Source organism: Streptomyces sp. NPDC007907 (assembly GCF_042959365.1).
GTDB classification, from domain to species: Bacteria; Actinomycetota; Actinomycetes; order Streptomycetales; family Streptomycetaceae; genus Streptomyces; species Streptomyces indiaensis.
Genome location: NZ_JBIBKR010000010.1, coordinates 119,645 through 138,467, shown reverse-complemented (window position 1 = coordinate 138,467; position 18,823 = coordinate 119,645). Strand labels below are relative to the sequence as shown.

The window sequence follows — 18,823 nt, the reverse complement described above, 5'->3', positions numbered from 1 at the left end:
AGTGGGAGCGCTCCCATAGTGCGGATACGTCAGGTACCGGTCAAGGTCCTCGAAGAGTCGAAAAGATTCGATGCGCCGCCTTGCGCAAAAGTCGGCAACTCCCCTGTTCTTCACCGTCACTTGCCGCTACCTTCCATGGCACCAGTGGGAGCGGTTCCATCAGTCGACGCGTCCGTCACGGCGCGCCCGACCTGCAAGGAGTCGCTCATGCGACACCCCCGCGTTCAGTGCTTTGAGCCGCCGCCGGCGTGAGTCAGCCGCGCGCGGCGGCCAGTCACCGCCCTCCGCAGGCCGCATACGGCGCCGCTCGCTCCGGCATGCCCGGCGACGACCTCACCGCACCTCTGAACCCCCACGGAACCGCGGAAATCGCAAGGAACCCAACGGAAGAGGGACCCCCACTCATGAGCCGTACGAGAACCGCGTTACTGGCCGCCATGGCTCTGGTCGCAGGCGCGACCGGCACCGCCTTCGCCGTCGACCCGGGCGGCGCCGGCACCGCCGCCGTCCCCTGCACCGTCGACTACACGATCCAGAACCAGTGGAGCAACGGCTTCACCGCCGCCGTGACCCTCACCAACAACAGCGCGGCCAAGTCGTCGTGGTCGTTGAAGTGGTCGTACGCCGGGAACCAGAAGGTGACCAGCGGCTGGAACGCCAGGATCAGCCAGAGCGGTGCCGCTGTCACCGCCGCCAACGAGACGTACAACGGACAGCTGGCGACCGGCGGCTCCGTCAGCTTCGGCTTCCAGGGCAGCTACAGCGGCAGCAACGCGATCCCGGCGACCTTCACCCTCGACGGCGTGACCTGCAACGTCGACGGCGGTGGCGGCCCCACGGACCCGCCGGACCCGGGCGGACCGTCCAGCCGCGTGAACAACCCCTACGAGGGCGCGAAGGTGTACGTGAACCCGGAGTGGTCCGCGAACGCCGCCGCCGAGCCGGGCGGCAGCCGGGTCTCCAACCAGCCGACCGGTGTCTGGCTGGACCGCATCGCCGCGATCAACGGCGCCGGCGGGAAGATGGGCCTGCGCGACCACCTCGACGAGGCGCTTCGCCAGAAGGGATCCGGCGAGCTCGTCGTCCAGTTCGTCATCTACAACCTGCCGGGCCGGGACTGCTCCGCCCTCGCCTCCAACGGCGAGCTGAAGGCCGACGAGATCGGCCGCTACAAGACGGAGTACATCGACCCGATCAAGGCGATCCTCGCCGACCCGAAGTACGCCTCGTTGCGGATCGTCACCACGGTCGAGATCGACTCGCTGCCGAACCTCGTCACCAACACCGGCAGCCGCCCGACGGCCGTCCCGCAGTGCGACGTGATGAAGGCCAACGGCAACTACGTCAAGGGCGTCGGCTACGCGCTCAACAAGCTCGGCGACGTGCCCAACGTCTACAACTACGTCGACGCCGGGCACCACGGCTGGATCGGCTGGGACGACAACTTCGGCCCCACCGCCACCATCATGAAGGAGGCGGCGACCGCCGAGGGCGCCACGGTCGACGACGTCCACGGCTTCATCACCAACACGGCGAACTACAGCGCCCTGAAGGAGAACAACTTCACCCTCGACGACACCGTGGCCGGCAAGTCCGTCCGCGAGTCGAAGTGGGTCGACTGGAACCGCTACCTCGACGAGCTGTCCTACGCCCAGGCCTTCCGCAACCAGCTGGTCTCGGCGGGCTTCGCCTCGAACATCGGCATGCTGATCGACACCTCCCGCAACGGCTGGGGCGGCGCCGCACGGCCCACCGGACCGGGCGCGACCACCAGCGTCGACACCTATGTCGACGGCGGGCGCTACGACCGTCGCTTCAACGCCGGCAACTGGTGCAACCAGTCCGGAGCCGGTCTCGGCGAGCGCCCGAAGGCCGCCCCGGCCGCGGGGATCGACGCGTACGTGTGGATGAAGCCTCCGGGTGAGTCCGACGGGTCGAGCAAGGCCATCCCCAACGACGAGGGCAAGGGCTTCGACCGCATGTGCGACCCGACCTACACCGGCAACCCGCGCAACAACAACAACATGTCCGGTGCCCTGCCGGACGCGCCGGTGTCCGGGCACTGGTTCTCCGCCCAGTTCCGGCAACTGATGCAGAACGCCTACCCGCCGCTGTCCTGACCGGTTCGCGGTGAACCGCCGATCCGCCGGGGCCACGTCCCCGGCGGATTTGCGGGACCGGCAACAGCACTGGCCTCCGCCCGGTGCGTCGGCGCACGCTGACCGCATCCGAGCGAGAGGCTGACCACCATGGCGCACCACCACCACGACGAGCACGAGCCCGGCCACGAGCACGGCGCTCACCACGGCCACACGGACCTCGACTGGGCCGAGATGGGCCCGGTGCTGGAGTCCTCGGCGGAGTTGTTCGCGCCCCTGTACGAGCGGGCGTTCGGCTGGCTGGCGCAGGAGGTCACCGAGCCGGGTCTGATCGTCGACGCGGGCAGCGGTCCGGGTGTCGTGTCGTGCCTGTTCGCTGAGACGTTTCCGGGCGCCCGGATCCTGGCGGTGGACGGCTCCGAGGCGCTGCTGGAGCGGGCCCGGGCGCGCGCCGGGCGACAGGGCGTCGCCGACCGCTTCGGCACGCTCGCCGGCGAGCTGCCCGATGTGCTCGCCGAACTGGACTACCCCGCCGACCTGCTGTGGGCGAGCCGCAGTCTGCATCACCTGGGCGACCAGCGGGCCGCGCTGGCCGCCTTCGCCCGGCATCTCGCGCCGGGCGGCACGCTGGCCCTCATGGAGGGCGGTCTGCCCCTGCGGTTTCTGCCGCGTGACATCGGCATGGGCCGTCCCGGTCTCCAGGCGCGGATCGACGCGGTGGAGGCGGAGTGGTTCACCCGGATGCGCACCGACCTGCCCGGGCACGTGGCCGAGACCGAGGACTGGCCGGCCCTGCTCACCGCCGCGGGACTCAAGCCGACGAGGACGCACAGCTTCCTGCTCGACCTGCCGGCCCCCGTATCGGACCGGGCCCGCGCCTATGTCGTCGCCTCCCTGTCGCACATGCGCGACAAGCTCGCCGAGGGGCTCGACGCCGAGGACCTCGCGACCGTCGACCGACTGCTCGACCCCGACGACGAGGCGGGCCTGCACCGCCGCCCGGACGTGTTCGTCCTGGAGGCCCACACGGTGCACACGGCGGTCCGGCCGGGTTAGCGCGGCCGCGCTTGACTTCGAGAGCACTTCAACTGATGGACTCCCCGGCATCGCGCTCCGGACCACATCACAGGGGGAATCCATGTCCGACCCACAGGTCGCGCTCATCACCGGTGGTGGCAGCGGCATCGGCGCCGCCGTCGCACGGAAGTTGCTGGACGCCGGGAACCGGGTGGCGGTCACCGGCCGCGGGGAGGAGCGGTTGCGCGACTTCGCCGAGGATCTGGGACGTCCCGAGGGGCTGCTGACCATCGCCGGTGACACCGCCGTGTACGACGACGTCCGATCGGCGGTCGACACCACGGTCAAGGCGTTCGGACGGCTGGACACGGTGGTCGCCAACGCCGGTTCCGCGACCCACGACACGGTCGCCGAGGGGGACCCCGACGGCTGGCGGGACATGGTGCTGACCAACGTCCTCGGGCCCGCCCTGCTGATCCGGGCGTCCATCGACGCCCTGAAGGAGACGCGCGGCCGGATCGTCCTGGTCGGAAGCGTCGCCGGGTTCGTGCACGGGCCGGGCAACATCTACGGGGCGACGAAGTGGGCGGTGACCGGGCTCGCCGAGAACACCCGGCGGCAGGTCACCGAGTGGGGCGTGGGCGTCACCCTGGTCGCGCCGGGCCGGACGGAGACGCCTTTCTGGGACTCCTACGGCAGCCTCCCGCCCGGTCGTCTTCTCACCGCCGGCCAGATCGCCGACTCGGTCGTCTGGGCGATGAGCCAGCCGGAGGGCGTCGACGTCAACACGGTCGTCGTACGGCCGGTGGGGCAGCCGGTCTGAGGCGGCGGGATGGACGACGCCCCGGTCCGGGCCCCGCGAGGGGCTCCGGGACCGGGGCGCTGCCGGTACGGCTCAGGCGGCGTTGAACTCCGCGGGGTCCGGGCCGATGCGCCGGTCCTCGTTGAGGGCGCTGATGGCCGCCAGGTCCTCGTCGTCGAGGCTGAAGTCGAAGACGTCGATGTTCTCCTTGATCCGCGACGGCGTCACGGACTTCGGGATCACCACGTTGCCCAGCTGGATGTGCCAGCGCAGCACGACCTGCGCGGGGGTGCGGTCGTGCTTCCGGGCGATGGCGACGATCGCCGGGACCTCCAGCAGGCCCTTGCCCTGGCCGAGCGGCGACCAGGCCTCGGTGGCGATGCCCTGCTGCGCGTGGTACTCGCGGGAGGCGCCCTGCTGCAGGTGCGGGTGCAGTTCGATCTGGTTCACAGCCGGGACGACCGACGTCTCACCGATCAGCTTCTCCAGGTGCTCGGGAAGGAAGTTGGAGACACCGATGGCCCGGATGCGGCCGTCGGCGTGCAGCTTCTCGAACGCCTTGTAGGTGTCGACGTACAGACCCCGCTCCGGCATCGGCCAGTGGATCAGGTACAGGTCGACGAAGTCCAGGCCGAGTTTTTCCAGCGACGTGTCGAAGGCGCGCAGCGTGGAGTCGTATCCCTGGTCGGCGTTCCAGAGCTTCGTGGTGACGAAGAGCTCCTCGCGGGGCAGACCGGAGGCGGCGATGGCCTTGCCGGTGCCCTCCTCGTTGCCGTAGATCGCCGCGGTGTCGATGCTGCGGTACCCGGCCTCCAGTGCCGTCGCGACGGCCGTCTCGGCCTCGTCGTCCGGCACCTGCCAGACGCCGAAGCCCAGCTGGGGCATCTCGACGCCGTTGTTCAGGATGATCGGGGGGACCTTGCTCACGAGCTCTCGATCCTTCGGTAAGTGGTCAGGTGGGCTCCCATCGTCAACGATCACGGGCGGTGATGCATTCCTGACGGGAGAATTCCGAAGCCACACCTGCCCCAAGGAGCGGGGGTCACGCCCGGTAGAGCGCCTCGACCTCGTTCTCGTACGCCTTCTCGATCGCCTTGCGCTTCAGCTTCAGCGACGGGGTCAGCAGCCCGTGTTCCTCGGTGAAAGGCTGGGCGAGTATGCGGAAGGTGCGGATCGACTCGGCCTGCGAGACGAGGGTGTTGGCGGCGACCACCGCGCGGCGCACCTCCGTCTCCAGATCCGCGTCGCGCACCAGCTCCGCCGGGGACATCTGCGGCTTGGCCCGCATGGCCAGCCAGTGCTCCACGGCCTCTTGGTCGAGGGTGACCAGGGCGGCGATGTACGGGCGGTCGTTGCCGACGACGATGCACTGGTTGACCAGCGGATGGTCCCGGACGCGTTCCTCCAGCACACCGGGTGAAACGCTCTTGCCGCCGGACGTGACCAGGATCTCCTTCTTGCGGCCGGTGATGGTGAGGAAACCGTCCTCGTCCAGCGTGCCGAGGTCACCGGTGGCGAGCCAGCCGTCGTGCAGGGTGGCGTCGGTGGCCTTCTGGTTGTTGAGGTACCCCTGGAAGACGTTCTCGCCGTGCAGCCAGATCTCGCCGTCGTCCGCGATGTGCACGGTCGTGCCCGGGATGGGCTGCCCCACCGTGCCGAAGCGGGTGCGCCCCGGCGGGTTGGCGGTCGCGGCCGCCGTGGACTCCGTCAGGCCGTAGCCCTCGTAGATGTGGACGCCCGCGCCGGCGAAGAACAGCCCGAGGCGGCGGTCCATCGCCGAGCCGCCCGACATGGCGTGCTTGATGCGGCCGCCCATCGCGGCGCGGATCTTGGTGTAGACGAGTTTGTCGAACAACTGGTGCTGCATGCGCAGGCCCGCCGACGGGCCGGGGCCGGTGCCCCAGGCCTTGGCCTCCATCGCGTCGGCGTACTTGATCGCGATGTCGACGGCCTTCTCGAAGGGACCGGAACGGCCCTCCTTCTCGGCCTTGCGGCGGGCCGCGTTGAACACCTTCTCGAAGATGTACGGCACGGCCAGGAAGAACGTCGGCTTGAACGCGGCCAGGTCCGGCAGCAGGGCCGCCGCGTTCAGCTGCGGCTGATGGCCGAACTTGACCTTGCCGCGGATCCCGGCGACCTGGACCATCCGTCCGAAGACGTGCGCGAGCGGCAGGAACAGCAGGGTCGCCGCCTCGTCGCCGCGCTTGGAGTGGAACACCGGCTCCCAGCGCTCGATGACGGTGTCCGCCTCGTACATGAAGTTGCCGTGGGTGATGACGCAGCCCTTGGGGCGTCCGGTGGTGCCCGAGGTGTAGATGATCGTGGCGACCGAGTCGGGGGTGACGGCCTGCCGGTGGCGGTGCACCACCTCGTCGTCGAGGTGCGCGCCCGCGTCGTACAGCTCGTGCACGGCGCCGGAGTCCAGCTGCCACAGCCGGCGCAGCCGGGGGAGCCGGTCGATGACGGTGGCGATGGTCATGGCGTGGTCCTCGTGCTCCACGACCGCGGCCGTCACCTCGGCGTCGTAGAGCATCCAGAAGCACTGCTCGGCCGAGGACGTCGGGTAGACCGGCACCACCTGCGCGCCGATCGTCCACAGCGCGTAGTCGAAGAGGGTCCACTCGTAGCGCGTACGGGACATGATCGCGACCCGGTCGCCGAACCGGATGCCGCTCGCCAGCAGCCCCTTGGCCAGGGCGAGCACCTCGTCACGGAACTCGGCGCTGGTGACGTCCCGCCACTGACCGGAGTCGTCCTTGCGGCCCAGCGCGATGTGCAGCGGGTCCTCCTGGGCATGCTCGAAGACCACGTCGGCCAGACCACCCACCGGAGGTGCCAACGCCAACGGAGGGTTGGTGAACTCGCGCAAACCCCGCTCCCCGCTCCTCAGCGCTTCAGTCGAGTGACGCCCCGCACAGCGCCGTGAAAGCTACCCCACCCGGGCAGGGGGCGGGAGGGGGTGCGAAGACGGGCAGCGCTCTTGTATGCGCTGGTCAGTCAGGGAAAAAGCGCTCACATGGGGAAGGGTCGGACACAAAACTGACGGTTGAGTAAGTTTCGGTGCCGTAATCTCCACTGAATCTGTACGAGCCGGCCGTGGTGCGACGCGCTTTGCGACGGTGCCTCTCCTGACAGCGGAGCCGCGGCGGATTCTGTCACTCCGCTTCCCTCGGAGGTGAGGGACCGGGCAGATCACAGACCCTTGCGCCCGCTGCGGTGCAGCCGGTCCCCGCCCGCCAGGATCGCCGTCGCCAGAGCGTCCGCCGCACCCTGCGCGGACGGCCTGCGCCTGCCGTGGACCAGGACGAAGTCGACCTGCCTCAGTTCCGGCAGCCCCGCCCGGTCCGGGACCCGGACCAGACCCGGCGGGATCAGACCGCGGGAGTGGGCCATCACGCCGAGACCGGCCCGGGCCGCCGCGACGAGACCGTTCAGGCTGCCGCTGGTGCACACGACCCGCCATTCCCGGCCCTGCCGTTCCAGGGCCTCCAGGGCGAGCGCGCGGGTGATGCCGGGCGGCGGATAGACGATGAGCGGCACCGGACGCTCCGGGTCGAGCCGGAGACGCTCGGCGCCGATCCACACCAGCCGGTCGCGCCGGACCAGCTCGCCCCGCGGGTCCTCGGGGCGCCGCTTGGCCAGCACCAGATCCAGCTTGCCGTCGGCCAGCTGCTCGTGCAGCGTGCCCGACAGCTCGACCGTCAGCTCCAGGTCCACCTCCGGGTGCTCGTGCCGGAAGCCCTCAAGGATCTCGGGCAGCCGGGTCAGCACGAAGTCCTCCGAGGCTCCGAAGCGCAGCCGGCCGCGCAGCCGGGTGCCGGTGAAGAACGCCGCGGCCTGCTCGTGCACCTCCAGGATCCGGCGCGCGAAGCCCAGCATGGCCTCGCCGTCCTCGGTCAGCTCCACCGAGTGCGTGTCCCGGGTGAACAGCGTCCGCCCGGCGGCGTCCTCCAGTCGCCGCACGTGCTGGCTGACCGTCGACTGCCGCAGTCCGAGCCGCCGCGCGGCCTGCGTGAAGCTCAGCGTCTGCGCCACCGACAGGAACGTGCGCAGATGCGACGGATCGTACATAGTTCCAAGCTATCGCAGATCGCGATGACAGTGAGAGCGGTGTACGGGATTCCCGATCGCCGGTAACGGGCGCAGGATGGAGCGGGGCCGCTGCGGCCCGGACCGACCGAAGTGCCAAGCAAGTGGAGCACCGTGAAACGCCTGAGCCGGCCGAACCGGATGCCGATCGACCCCTACATCCTGCTGCTGCTCGGGACGGTGGGCCTCGCCGCACTCCTCCCGGCGCGCGGCTCGGCCGCCGAGGTCGCCTCAGGTGCCTCCACGGCGGCGGTCGCCCTCCTGTTCTTCCTGTACGGCGCGCGGCTCTCCACGCGTGAGGCGCTCGACGGCCTGCGGCACTGGCGGCTGCACCTGACGGTCCTGGCCTGCACCTTCCTGGTCTTCCCGCTGCTCGGTCTCGCGGCCCGCGGGCTGGTGCCGGTGATCCTGACGCACCCGCTCCACCAGGGCCTGCTCTTCCTCACGCTGGTCCCGTCGACCGTCCAGTCGTCGATCGCCTTCACCTCCATGGCCCGTGGCAACGTGCCCGCCGCGATCTGCGCGGGCTCCTTCTCCTCCCTCGTCGGCATCGTCGCCACCCCGCTGCTCGCGGCCTGCCTGCTCGGCGGCAGCGGTGGCGGGTTCTCCGCCGAGTCGCTGCTGAAGATCGTGCTGCACCTGCTGGTGCCGTTCCTCGCCGGGCAGGTGCTGCGCCGCTGGGTCGGCGGTTTCGTCACCCGCCACAAGCAGGTCCTCGGCCTGGTGGACCGCGGCTCGATCCTGCTGGTGGTCTACACCGCGTTCAGCGCGGGCATGGTCCAGGGCATCTGGCACCGGGTCAGCCCCGCCCGGCTGGGCGGCCTGGCCGTCGTCGAGGCCGTGATCCTCACCGTGATGCTGGTGCTCACCTGGTACGGCGGCAAGGCGCTGCGGTTCGGCCGGGCGGACCGGATCGCGCTCCAGTTCGCCGGTTCGAAGAAGTCCCTGGCCGCCGGACTGCCCATGGCCAGCGTCCTGTTCGGCGCGCAGGCGGCGCTCGCCGTGCTGCCGCTGATGCTCTTCCACCAGATGCAGCTCATCGTGTGCGCAGTGATCGCCAAGCGGCGCGCGCGGGAGGCGGCGGCGGAAGTCACCGCGCCGCAGTCAGTCGCAACGACAGGAACCGTGGTCGGTACAGGGACACGTTCCGGCTGAGCCGGTCGGCGGCGCCCGTCGTCTCCAGCCAGTTGACGTCGTAGCTCAGGACGAGCCGTCCGTCGCCGCTCAGCACCGGGTGCGCCTGCGGATTGTAGGCGGCGACCTGCCCCGGGGGCAGCGGCGGAGCGAACTCCTTGCCCGGGCCGTGCCACGGGCCGGCCGGGGAGCAGGCCCAGTAGGACGCCACCGAAGTGAGCCCCTCGGGGCCGGCGGCCATCGTGAACAGCACGTACGTCCCGCCCTCCCGGACCACCGAGAACGCGCTGCCCACACCCGTGCGCCGCCCGTCCCCGAGCACCGGCCGGGGGCGGGCACCCGGCACCCACGCCGAACCGCTCCAGTACTGCCAGGCCCCCGGATCCGCGAGCCGGCCCTCCGGCACCCGGGCCGCGTACGCGTGCGAAACGGGACGGGACGCGGCCCGGCCGTCGTCGCCGCCGAACACATAGGTCCAGCCGTCCTCTTCCACCAGCGTCGTACCGAACAGCACCCGCCCGGACGGGTCCGGGACCAGCTGCTGGCCGAGCACTTCGACGATCGACTCCAGACGCAGCCCGGGCAGGGACAGCGTGGCGACCTCGGTCGCGGTGGGCACCCCGTAGATCCAGGGGGACCGGCCTGCCGTGCGCACCCACAGCAGCACCCGCACGACCTGCTCCGAGGAGCCGGGGGCGCGGGGTTCGACGCGGGCGGCGACCGGCCAGCGCCACTTGCCGGGTGCGGGGTCGGCGAACAGCGGGGCCGGCAAAGTGGTTTCGAGGCGGCCCTGGCGCATGAGCACGGCGGAGTTGCGCACCAGCGGCGTGCCGGCGTCCCGCCAGGCGTAGGACTCGCCGTGCGGGTTGGGCGGTCCGTACACCCGGCCCAGATAGGTGTCCGAGAACAGCCACAGCACCCGGCCGTCCGGCAACCGCACCGAGTGGGTGCCGTCGCCGCCGGTCCAGTCGTCCGTGCGGGTCGGGTCGTCGCCGTAGCGGGCGAACTCGGCGTCGAGACCGGCGTCCGCCTTCCAGGAGCCGACCGTGAGCGCCCGGCAGGCGTCGTTCGAACCGCCTTCGTCGTCGGGCAGGGCGATGAGCAGCGCCGCGCCGAGAACCAGGACCAGCAGCAGGCCGATCCCGGTTCCCGTGCGCTGCCGGGCTCGTAAGGCTCCTGAGGCGTCGGGCACGCCCCGTGACGTTAGTTGCTGCCGCTCACCTGGTCCATGGGCAGCCACAGCACCGTGCCCCGGGAGGCCGCGCCCGAGGCGCCGGAGGCCAGCTCCCCGTCGCTCAGGGCCCGGTTCCACACCCGGACGTCGTCGATCGCCCCGGTGAGGAACGCCCGGCTGTCCATGCGCTGCCCGATGTGCACGCCGAACGGGGAGTTGCGGCTGACCGAGCCCGGCACGTCGGCGGTGCCGAGCGCCTCGCCGTCGAGGAAGAGCGTCAACCGCCCGCCACCGCGGCGCAGCGCGAGATGGTGCCAGCGGCCGTCGTTGTGGGCGCCGTCGGTGGACACCGAGGCGGACCTGACGGTCGTCGCGCCCGACCGGGTGGTCATCAGCCCGCGGACCCGGCCGCTCGCCGGTTCCCCGCGCAGCCAGATCTGCGGCTGGGTGGTGCCGATGCCGCCCATCCACAGGAAGGGCTGTTCGCCGGTCGTGGCCGTGTAGCGGAAGTGCAGCGACGCCGTGAAGTCCCCGTCCCCGAGCGGCAGCCGGGACCGGTAGGGGAGCCGGACGGCGTCGTCGGCGCCGTCGAAGGAGAGCGCGCCGCCGCGGACACCGGCCGTGCGCGCGGCACCGCCGAGCACGGCCGCGGGCCGGGCGCCCGCCGCCGCGTCCCGCGTGGTCGGGTCGGCGCCCCGGCGCGGCATCAGCCAGTCCTCGGTGAAGCGGGCGAAGCGGATCTCGTCGCGCGCGTCGACGGCGCCGCCCTCGTACAGCAGCCCGACCGTGGTGCCGTCGACGGGTGCCATGTCGGAGTAACCGGACCAGTCCGTGGTGACGACCGTGCCCCGGTCCACGCTCTCCCAGGTGCGCCCGCCGTCGTAGGAGGAGCGGACCATCATCGTGCGGCGGCGGTCGGGGTCGGCCGGAGCGGACAGCAGCATCCGGTCGCCGCGGCGCAGGATCGCGCCCTGGACCTGCGGGGTGTACAGGTCCGGCAGGTCGCGGAAGGGCGTGGCGAAGCTGTCCCCGCCGTCCCGGCTGAGGGTCTGGGAGCGGTGGCCGAGGTCGGTGCCGTCCTGTTCCCGGCCGCTGACGAGCAGGGCGCCGTCGGCGCGTTCGGTGAGCGTCACCTCCGACGGCTTCTGCCGGAACGTGCCGTCCGGCGCTATGGGCCAGGTGTCCGTGGCGCCGATCTGCCAGGAGTCGCCGCCGTCGTCGCTGATCACGAGCGCGGCGTGGTTGGCGGAGACCCGGCTGCCGTTCCACGTCTCGGTGTTGACGCCGAACACCAGCCGCCCGGCGTGCTTGCCGCGGGTGAGCTGGATGCCGTGCACGGGACCCGTCGCGTACCAGGAGTTCCAGTCCTCGGGCAGGATCTCGTCGCTCAGGTCGCGCGGCTGCGACCAGGTCCGGCCGTCGTCGTCGCTGTACTGCAGGTGCGGGGTGCGGTCGCAGGGCACGGCGCAGTTGCCGGCGTCCGTCCGGCCGGTGTTGTACGTCTCGGCCAGCAGGATCCGGCCCGTCCTACGGTCCACGACGGGCGCCGGGTTGCCGTGCGTGTCGCCCGCGCCCTCGGTGACGACCTGGAGCGGCCCCCAGGTGCGGCCCCCGTCGGTGGAGCGCTTGACGACGATGTCGATGTCGGCCGCGTCGCCGCAGTTGAGGACCCGGCCCTCGGCGAAGGCGAGCAGGGTGCCGCGGGTGGTGCGCACCATCGCCGGGATCCGGAAGCAGGCGTAGCCGGGGTCCTGGGACGTCTTGAACAGCACCTGCTGCTCGAACTCCGGTAACGGCGTGGCGGGTCGGCCGTGGGCCGGGACGGCCGGCACGAGCAGCGCCCCGGCGGTGACGGCGGCTGTCAGGGTGGATCTCAGACGTGTGCGAAGACTTGACGGCATGGTGCGACCTGCCCTTCATGCGTCTGTCGGCTGGACCACCTGGTCATGGAACAGACATCCGGTCATCCGGACATTCCACGTCCCCTGTGTGGGTCACAGACGGTACTTGGCTCACAGACCCCCCACAAGGACCCGCGTCAGGGGATCAGGACGACCTTGCCCAGGTTGGACCGGCCCTCGATCTCCGCGTGCGCCTTCGCCGCGTCCTCCAGGGCGAACTCCCCGTGGACGGCGGGCCTGAGCTCTCCGGCGCCGAACAGCCGCCACAGCTCCTCGCGCCAGTGCTCGTACACCTCCGGCTTCCCGCGGGCGATCCGGGCCATCTGGAAGCCGGTCACCGACTTGGCGTCCACGAGCAGGTCGTACGCCTGGATGGCGCCGCCGCCCGAGCTGTACGCCACCAGCCGCCCCTCGGGGACGAGCGCGTGCAGGGCGCGGGTGAGCAACTCGCCGCCGACCGCGTCCAGCACGTAGTCGACCGGGGTGCCCCAGCTCCGGTCGCCGTACGCGATGACGTGGTCGGCACCGAGACCACGCACGAAGTCGGCCTTGCCCGGGTCGGAGACGGCGCCCACGACACGCCCCGCGCCGCGTGTCCTGGCCAGCTGCACGGCCAGATGGCCGACGCCGCTCGCGGCCGCGGTGACCAGGGCCGCCTCGCCCGGTTCGGGGCGGGCCGCCTCCAGTGCGCCGAGGGCGACCAGACCGCTGCGGACCAGGGCGATGGCGTCGACGGCGCTCGCGTCCCCGGGGACCGGGGAGGCCATGGCCTCGTGCAGCACGGCGAAGTCCGCGTAGCCATGGCCGAAACAGGGGCCGGTCACCCGGTCGCCCGTGCCGAAGCGGGTGACACCCTCTCCCACGGCCGTGACCTGCCCGGCGATCTCGCCGCCGAGCGGGATCGGTTCGGCCGCCTCGCTGACCTTGCGCACGACCGGGAGCGTGACGCCGATCGCCTCCGTGCGCACGAGCAGCTCGCCGGGGCCGGGCCGGGGGAGCGGTGCCTCCTCCAGGAACAGGGGGCCGCCTGGGACGTCGTAGCGGACGCGGCGCATCGCACCTCCGGGGGCGTTGGTGATCCCAACGGGATCGTTGGGAGGCCCAACGGTATAGGAGGATCGTAGGAAGAGCCAACGATTTCTTGGTTAGGCTGAGTCCATGCCGGAAGCCCCCCTCCCCGCGATCCGCTCCCTGCCCAGCTGGCTGCTCGGCCGCGCCGCCGCCCGCGGCCGGGCCCTGGTGGCCGAGGCGCTGGCCGCGGAGGACATGCGGATGTGGCACCACGTGGTGCTGTCCGCCGTCCGCGACCTCGCCCCCGTCGCCCAGGCCGACCTCGGCCGCGGGATCGGGCTGGACCCCAAGGACCTGGTCGGCGTGCTCAATGACCTCCAGTCGGCCGGCCTGGTGGTCCGCGAGCCCGACCCGAAGGACCGCCGCAAGAACGCGGTGTCCCTCACGGAGCGGGGAGCGCGGCTGCTGAAGCGCTGCGAGAAGGCGGCCCGCGCCGCCAACGACGAACTGCTCGCACCGCTGTCCGCGGCCGAGCGGGATCAGTTCATGGCGATGCTGCTCCGGATATCCGATACGGCCGACTGACGGCAGTGCCGCTCCGGACGTCCGGTACGGCCGACCGACGGCAGTGCCGCTCCGGAGACCCGGTACGGTCGGCCGACGACCCGGCGGCCCCCGAGCGGGCAGGCGGAGACGGGGCCCTGCGGCGCAGGGGGCGCCGCCGGTCGGGGCCACGCCGTCGTGTCGCGGGAGGGGCCGTGTCGCGGGAGGGACCCCGTGTCCGTGGGAGGGACCTGCTCAGCCCTGGGCGGCCGCGGCCCGCACGGCGATCCGGTCCTCACCCGCGTACACGTTCATGGAACTGCCCCGCAGGAAGCCCACCAGCGTCAGGCCCGTCTCGGCGGCCAGGTCCACCGCCAGCGAGGACGGCGCCGACACGGCCGCCAGGACCGGAATGCCGGCCATCACGGCCTTCTGCGCCAGCTCGAAGGAGGCCCGGCCCGACACCAGCAGGATCGCCCGCGACAGCGGCAGCTCCCCGTTCTGCAGGGCCCGGCCGACCAGCTTGTCGACCGCGTTGTGCCGGCCCACGTCCTCCCGGACGTCCAGCAGCTCGCCCTCCTCCGAGAACAGAGCCGCCGCGTGCAGGCCCCCGGTCCGGTCGAAGACCCGCTGGGCCGCGCGCAGCCGGTCGGGGAGGCTCGCGAGCAACTCGGGGGAGACCTGGACCGGGGGAGTGTCGGCGACGGGCCACCGGGCCGTGGTGCGCACCGCGTCCAGTGACGCCTTGCCGCACAGCCCGCAGGAGGACGTTGTGTAGACGTTGCGCTCCAGTGTGATGTCGGGGATCACCACGCCCGGGACCGTCTTCACGTCGACCACGTTGTAGGTGTTGGCCCCCTCGGCCGTCGCCCCGGCGCAGTAGACCATGTTCTGCAGGTCCTGCCGCCCGGCCAGCACTCCCTCGCTCACCAGGAAACCCGCCGCCAATGCGAAGTCGTCACCCGGGGTACGCATGGTGATCGCCAGGGGCTTGCCGTTGAGCCGGATCTCCATCGGCTCCTCGGCGACGAGCGTGTCCGGACGGCTGGAGACCACCCCGTCCCGGATGCGGATCACCTTGCGTCGTTCCGTGACTCGTCCCATGTCCTGATCAGTCCCGGTTCTGTACGTGCTGGTGGCCGAAGCGGCCCTTGATGCAGAGATGGCCGTGGGTCACCGGGTTGTCGAGCGGCGAGGTGACCTTGACGATCCCATTGTCCTGTACGTGCGGCGTCAGGTCGCAGCCCACTCCGCAGTACGCGCACCCCGTGGTGGTCACCGTCTGCCACGCCTCGTCCCAGGTACCCGCCGCGCGCATGTCGAACTCGGCCTTGAACGACAGCGCGCCCGTGGGGCACACCTCGATGCGGTTCCCGCAGTACACGCACGCGGAGCCGGTCAGCAAAGGGTGTCCGCCGTATGGAGGTCGGCTGGGCAAGGATGCGTGCGCCGACCGTTCGGCGCATGCCGGATACCGCTCACCGCATACGGTCGACGGCCCGTCTTCCCAACGCCTGTCGGCATCCCTACCGTCCGGGGTTCATGAGTCCCCCCGTCGCGCCCCCGGGCTGGAGCCGCTGGCTCGTTCCGCCCGCCGCTCTCTCCGTACATCTCTCCATCGGCCAGGCCTACGCCTGGAGCGTGTTCAAGCCGCCCCTGGAGTCCGCGCTCGGCCTCAGCGGCACGCAGAGCGCGCTGCCCTTCCAACTGGGCATCGTCATGCTGGGCCTGTCCGCCGCGTTCGGCGGCACCCTCGTGGAGCGCAAGGGCCCCCGCTGGGCGATGACCGTCGCCCTGCTCTGCTTCTCCTCCGGCTTCCTGCTCTCCGCGCTGGGCGCGTCCCTGGAGCAGTACTGGCTGATCGTCCTCGGCTACGGCTTCGTCGGCGGCATCGGTCTCGGCATCGGCTACATCTCACCCGTCTCCACGCTGATCAAGTGGTTCCCGGACCGGCCCGGCATGGCCACCGGCATCGCCATCATGGGCTTCGGCGGCGGCGCGCTCATCGCCTCGCCGTGGTCGGCCCAGATGCTGGAGTCCTTCGGCGGCGACAGCACCGGCATCGCACTGGCCTTCCTGGTGCACGGGCTGTCGTACGCCGTGTTCATGTTGCTGGGTGTGCTGTTGGTCCGGGTTCCGCGTCACGCCGCAGGGGCACGGGGAACTGCGCGACAAGCCCCCACCGGCCCGCAGGTCTCCGCGAACCAGGCCCTCCGCACCCCCCAGTTCTGGCTCCTGTGGATCGTGCTCTGCATGAACGTCACCGCGGGCATCGGCATCCTGGAGAAGGCCGCGCCGATGATCACGGACTTCTTCGCGGACACCTCCACGCCGGTGTCGGTGACGGCCGCCGCCGGATTCGTCGCGCTGCTGTCGGCGGCGAACATGGCGGGCCGCATCGGCTGGTCCTCGACGTCCGACCTCATCGGCCGCAAGAACATCTACCGCCTCTACCTGGGTGTCGGCGCCCTGATGTACACCCTCATCGCCCTGTTCGGCGACTCCTCCAAGCCGCTGTTCATCCTGTGTGCCCTGGTCATCCTCTCCTTCTACGGCGGTGGATTCGCCACGGTTCCCGCCTATCTGAGGGATTTGTTCGGTACGTACCAGGTCGGTGCCATCCACGGGCGGCTGCTCACCGCCTGGTCCACGGCCGGGGTGCTCGGCCCGCTGATCGTGAACTGGATCGCCGACCGCCAGGAGGAGGCGGGCCGGCACGGCGCGTCCCTGTACGGGCTGTCGTTCGCCATCATGATCGGGCTGCTCGTCGTCGGCTTCGTCGCCAACGAACTGGTCCGGCCCGTCGACCCCCGCCACCACGTCCCCGCCCCGAAGGAGGCCGCGCATGTCGAGCGACAGCAGTCAGAGTCCGCCTAGCCCGGACCGGCGGTGGCTGATCGCCCTCGCCTGGGCGTGGGTGGGCGTACCGCTCGCCTACGGGCTGTACGAGCTCGTCCGCAAGGCGACGCAGCTGTTCACCGGGTAGCAGCCGGGGCGGGCGGCGGTCGAGGCCGCCGGCGGCGTTCGACAGGTGCCCGGGCGTCCGAGCTCCTGACCGAAGCTGACAACCCGGGCGCCGGTTTCCTGTCGCCTTGGCTGCCGTCGTACCCGTGAGTCACTGATCAGACTGGTGGATCCGCTACCCAAGGCACGAGGGGGATCCACCCAATGAACGGCTCGCGCATCGCCGCCGTCGGCCACTACCAGCCCGCCAAGGTGCTCACCAACGAGGACCTGGCAGGCCTGGTCGACACCAGTGACGAGTGGATCCGGAGCCGGGTGGGCATCCGCACACGGCACATCGCCGGCCCCGACGAGCCGGTCGACGAACTGGCCGGACACGCCGCCGCCAAGGCCCTCGCCGCGGCCGGACTGGCCCCGGCCGACATCGACCTCGTGCTGGTCGCCACCTCCACCGCCGTCGACCGCTCGCCCAACACGGCCGCCCGGGTCGCGGCCCGCCTGGGCATCCCGCAGGCCGCCACCATGGACCTCAACGTGGTGTGCGCCGGGTTCACCCATGCCCTGGCCACCGCCGACCACGCCGTCCGCGCGGGGGGCTCGAGCCGGGCGCTGGTGATCGGGGCGGACAAGATGTCCGAGGTCACCGACTGGAGCGACCGCAGCACCTGCGTGCTCGTCGGCGACGGGGCCGGCGCCGCGGTGGTGGAGGCCGCGGACGAGCCGGCCATCGGTCCGGTGCTGTGGGGCTCGGTGCCCGAGATGGGCAACGCGGTGCGCATCGAGGGCACTCCGCCGCGCTTCGCCCAGGAGGGCCAGAGCGTCTACCGCTGGGCCACCACGCAGCTCCCGCCCATCGCCCGCCGGGCCTGCGAACGGGCCGGGCTGGAGCCGGCCGACCTCGCCGGGGTCGTCCTGCATCAGGCGAACCTGCGCATCATCGAGCCCCTCGCGGACAAGATCGGCGCCGTCAACGCGGTCGTCGCACGCGATGTCACGGAGTCCGGCAACACCTCGGCCGCGAGCATCCCGATGGCCTTCTCGAAACTGGTCGAGCAGGGCGCGCTCAGCACGGGCGACCCGGTGCTGCTGTTCGGCTTCGGCGGGAACCTGTCGTACGCGGGCCAGGTCGTCCGCTGCCCCTGAGCCCGTCTCGGTTCCTCGGGGTGTGACGCGCTCAACTCCCCCCAAGCCTGTCCTTTGTGCGCCGTGGACTGTAGACGAAAGACAATCAATACCGACTCTGTGGCGACACCGGCTCGCGCCCCGCTGTGCGCGGCCCTGCCGAGGAGGGGGACCGCGATGCTGTCGACAGGCCTGCCCCAGGGGGCGGTACCCAAGCTGGAACGCCCGGGTCCGCTGCGCGACCGTGTCTACGAGGCACTGCTCGAACTCATCACCACCCGTGCGCTCCAGCCCGGCCGGCACCTCGTCGAGAGCGAACTCGCCGGGCACCTCGGAGTCTCCCGGCAGCCGGTGCGCGAGGCGCTGCAGCGGCTGAACACCGAGGGGTGGGTCGATCTGCGGCCTGCCCAGGGCGCGTTCGTGCACGAGCCGACGGAGGAGGAGGCCGACCAGCTCCTCACGGTCCGTACGCTCCTGGAGGCCGAGGCGGCCCGGCTCGCCGCGGCCAACGCCGACAGCGCGGGCATCGCCGCCCTGGAAGCGCTGTGCGCGGAGGGCGAGAAGGCGGTCGACGCCGACGACGTGGACGGGGCCGTGGCGATGAACGCCCGTTTCCACGCCAAGATCATGGAGCTCGCCGGCAACGCGGTCCTGGCCGAACTCGCCGCCCAGGTCGACCGGCGCGTGCGCTGGTACTACACGCCGGTGGCCCGCCGGCGCGGTCACCAGTCCTGGATCGAGCACCGCGAACTGATCGCCGCGGTCACCGACCGCGACGAACAGCGCGCCACCCGGCTGATGCGCGAACACACCGAGCACACGCGACGGTCGTACCACGCGCGTTCACGTGCCTAGCGCCACCACGAGCCCGTAGTACGGCAGTTCGGCCTGCCCTGCCTCTCCTGCGAGGCGGGGCATCCGTCACCGCTTCTTTGTCCACTGAGTGGAGAAAGTGCGGGGCAATTCC

At 71.4% G+C, this 18,823-nt stretch carries 16 protein-coding genes and 1 pseudogene; 9 read left to right on the top strand and 8 right to left on the bottom strand.

The annotated features are described in order from the left end of the window. The first annotated feature begins 404 nt into the window (after positions 1-404). The 3 genes from ACFZDI_RS34450 to ACFZDI_RS34440 all read left to right on the top strand — a co-directional run bounded on the left by ACFZDI_RS34450 (position 405) and on the right by ACFZDI_RS34440 (position 3,939). The gene (locus ACFZDI_RS34450; RefSeq protein ID WP_391256204.1) at positions 405-2,120 is read left to right on the top strand and encodes a glycoside hydrolase family 6 protein; all 1,716 of its coding nucleotides are present in this window, start codon (positions 405-407) and stop codon (positions 2,118-2,120) included. A gap of 129 nt (positions 2,121-2,249) precedes the next feature. Further along, positions 2,250-3,155, top strand: coding sequence for a methyltransferase (locus ACFZDI_RS34445; protein ID WP_391256201.1), 906 nt, complete (start codon positions 2,250-2,252; stop codon positions 3,153-3,155). A gap of 82 nt (positions 3,156-3,237) precedes the next feature. After that, the gene (locus ACFZDI_RS34440; RefSeq protein WP_234847724.1) at positions 3,238-3,939 is read left to right on the top strand and encodes an SDR family oxidoreductase; all 702 of its coding nucleotides are present in this window, start codon (positions 3,238-3,240) and stop codon (positions 3,937-3,939) included. Between the two features lie 72 nt (positions 3,940-4,011). Here the strand turns inward: ACFZDI_RS34440 and ACFZDI_RS34435 are convergent, their stop codons facing one another. From ACFZDI_RS34435 to ACFZDI_RS34425, 3 genes are all read right to left on the bottom strand, one after another. Further along, entirely contained in the window at positions 4,012-4,803 is a 792-nt protein-coding gene (locus ACFZDI_RS34435) for an aldo/keto reductase (protein WP_391256417.1), read from the bottom strand. 157 nt (positions 4,804-4,960) lie between these two features. Then, on the bottom strand, positions 4,961-6,787 hold the full coding sequence (locus ACFZDI_RS34430; protein WP_234847723.1) for a long-chain fatty acid--CoA ligase: 1,827 nt from the start codon (positions 6,785-6,787) through the stop codon (positions 4,961-4,963). 323 nt (positions 6,788-7,110) lie between these two features. Then, positions 7,111-7,989, bottom strand: a complete 879-nt coding sequence (locus ACFZDI_RS34425; protein ID WP_391256198.1) for a LysR substrate-binding domain-containing protein — start codon at positions 7,987-7,989, stop codon at positions 7,111-7,113. 159 nt (positions 7,990-8,148) lie between these two features. On the opposite strand from ACFZDI_RS34425, the gene ACFZDI_RS34420 reads away from it, so the two are divergent. Then, positions 8,149-9,162: a bile acid:sodium symporter gene (locus tag ACFZDI_RS34420; protein ID WP_391256414.1), complete on the top strand. Its 1,014-nt coding sequence runs from the start codon at positions 8,149-8,151 to the stop codon at positions 9,160-9,162. Here ACFZDI_RS34420 and ACFZDI_RS34415 read toward each other — a convergent pair. The 3 genes from ACFZDI_RS34415 to ACFZDI_RS34405 all read right to left on the bottom strand — a co-directional run bounded on the left by ACFZDI_RS34415 (position 9,098) and on the right by ACFZDI_RS34405 (position 13,271). Then, the gene (locus ACFZDI_RS34415) at positions 9,098-10,333 is read right to left on the bottom strand and encodes a DUF4185 domain-containing protein (protein WP_391256195.1); all 1,236 of its coding nucleotides are present in this window, start codon (positions 10,331-10,333) and stop codon (positions 9,098-9,100) included. The genes ACFZDI_RS34420 and ACFZDI_RS34415 overlap by 65 nt on opposite strands. A gap of 11 nt (positions 10,334-10,344) precedes the next feature. Further along, the gene (locus ACFZDI_RS34410) at positions 10,345-12,216 is read right to left on the bottom strand and encodes an exo-alpha-sialidase (protein ID WP_391256192.1); all 1,872 of its coding nucleotides are present in this window, start codon (positions 12,214-12,216) and stop codon (positions 10,345-10,347) included. Positions 12,217-12,353: 137 nt separating this feature from the next. After that, positions 12,354-13,271, bottom strand: coding sequence for a zinc-binding dehydrogenase (locus ACFZDI_RS34405; RefSeq protein ID WP_391256190.1), 918 nt, complete (start codon positions 13,269-13,271; stop codon positions 12,354-12,356). 103 nt (positions 13,272-13,374) lie between these two features. On the opposite strand from ACFZDI_RS34405, the gene ACFZDI_RS34400 reads away from it, so the two are divergent. Next, the gene (locus ACFZDI_RS34400) at positions 13,375-13,812 is read left to right on the top strand and encodes a MarR family transcriptional regulator (protein ID WP_391256187.1); all 438 of its coding nucleotides are present in this window, start codon (positions 13,375-13,377) and stop codon (positions 13,810-13,812) included. Between the two features lie 213 nt (positions 13,813-14,025). Here the strand turns inward: ACFZDI_RS34400 and fdhD are convergent, their stop codons facing one another. Both fdhD and ACFZDI_RS34390 read right to left on the bottom strand, forming a co-directional pair. Continuing rightward, the gene (fdhD, locus tag ACFZDI_RS34395) at positions 14,026-14,874 is read right to left on the bottom strand and encodes a formate dehydrogenase accessory sulfurtransferase FdhD (protein WP_391256185.1); all 849 of its coding nucleotides are present in this window, start codon (positions 14,872-14,874) and stop codon (positions 14,026-14,028) included. 7 nt (positions 14,875-14,881) lie between these two features. Further along, a pseudogene (locus ACFZDI_RS34390) lies at positions 14,882-15,172 on the bottom strand (Fe-S-binding domain-containing protein); the annotation flags it as partial. A gap of 140 nt (positions 15,173-15,312) precedes the next feature. Between ACFZDI_RS34390 and ACFZDI_RS34385 the strand changes: the two are divergent. The 4 genes from ACFZDI_RS34385 (at position 15,313) to ACFZDI_RS34370 (ending at position 18,711) form a co-directional block, all read left to right on the top strand. Continuing rightward, the gene (locus ACFZDI_RS34385; protein WP_234847716.1) at positions 15,313-16,647 is read left to right on the top strand and encodes an OFA family MFS transporter; all 1,335 of its coding nucleotides are present in this window, start codon (positions 15,313-15,315) and stop codon (positions 16,645-16,647) included. After that, complete coding sequence (locus ACFZDI_RS34380; RefSeq protein WP_234847715.1) at positions 16,616-16,756, top strand: hypothetical protein; 141 nt, start codon at positions 16,616-16,618, stop codon at positions 16,754-16,756. The genes ACFZDI_RS34385 and ACFZDI_RS34380 overlap by 32 nt, the downstream gene beginning before the upstream one ends. A gap of 182 nt (positions 16,757-16,938) precedes the next feature. Next, positions 16,939-17,877, top strand: coding sequence for a beta-ketoacyl-ACP synthase 3 (locus ACFZDI_RS34375; protein WP_391256181.1), 939 nt, complete (start codon positions 16,939-16,941; stop codon positions 17,875-17,877). Positions 17,878-18,033: 156 nt separating this feature from the next. Beyond that, complete coding sequence (locus ACFZDI_RS34370) at positions 18,034-18,711, top strand: FCD domain-containing protein (RefSeq protein WP_391256178.1); 678 nt, start codon at positions 18,034-18,036, stop codon at positions 18,709-18,711. Positions 18,712-18,823 lie beyond the last annotated feature (112 nt).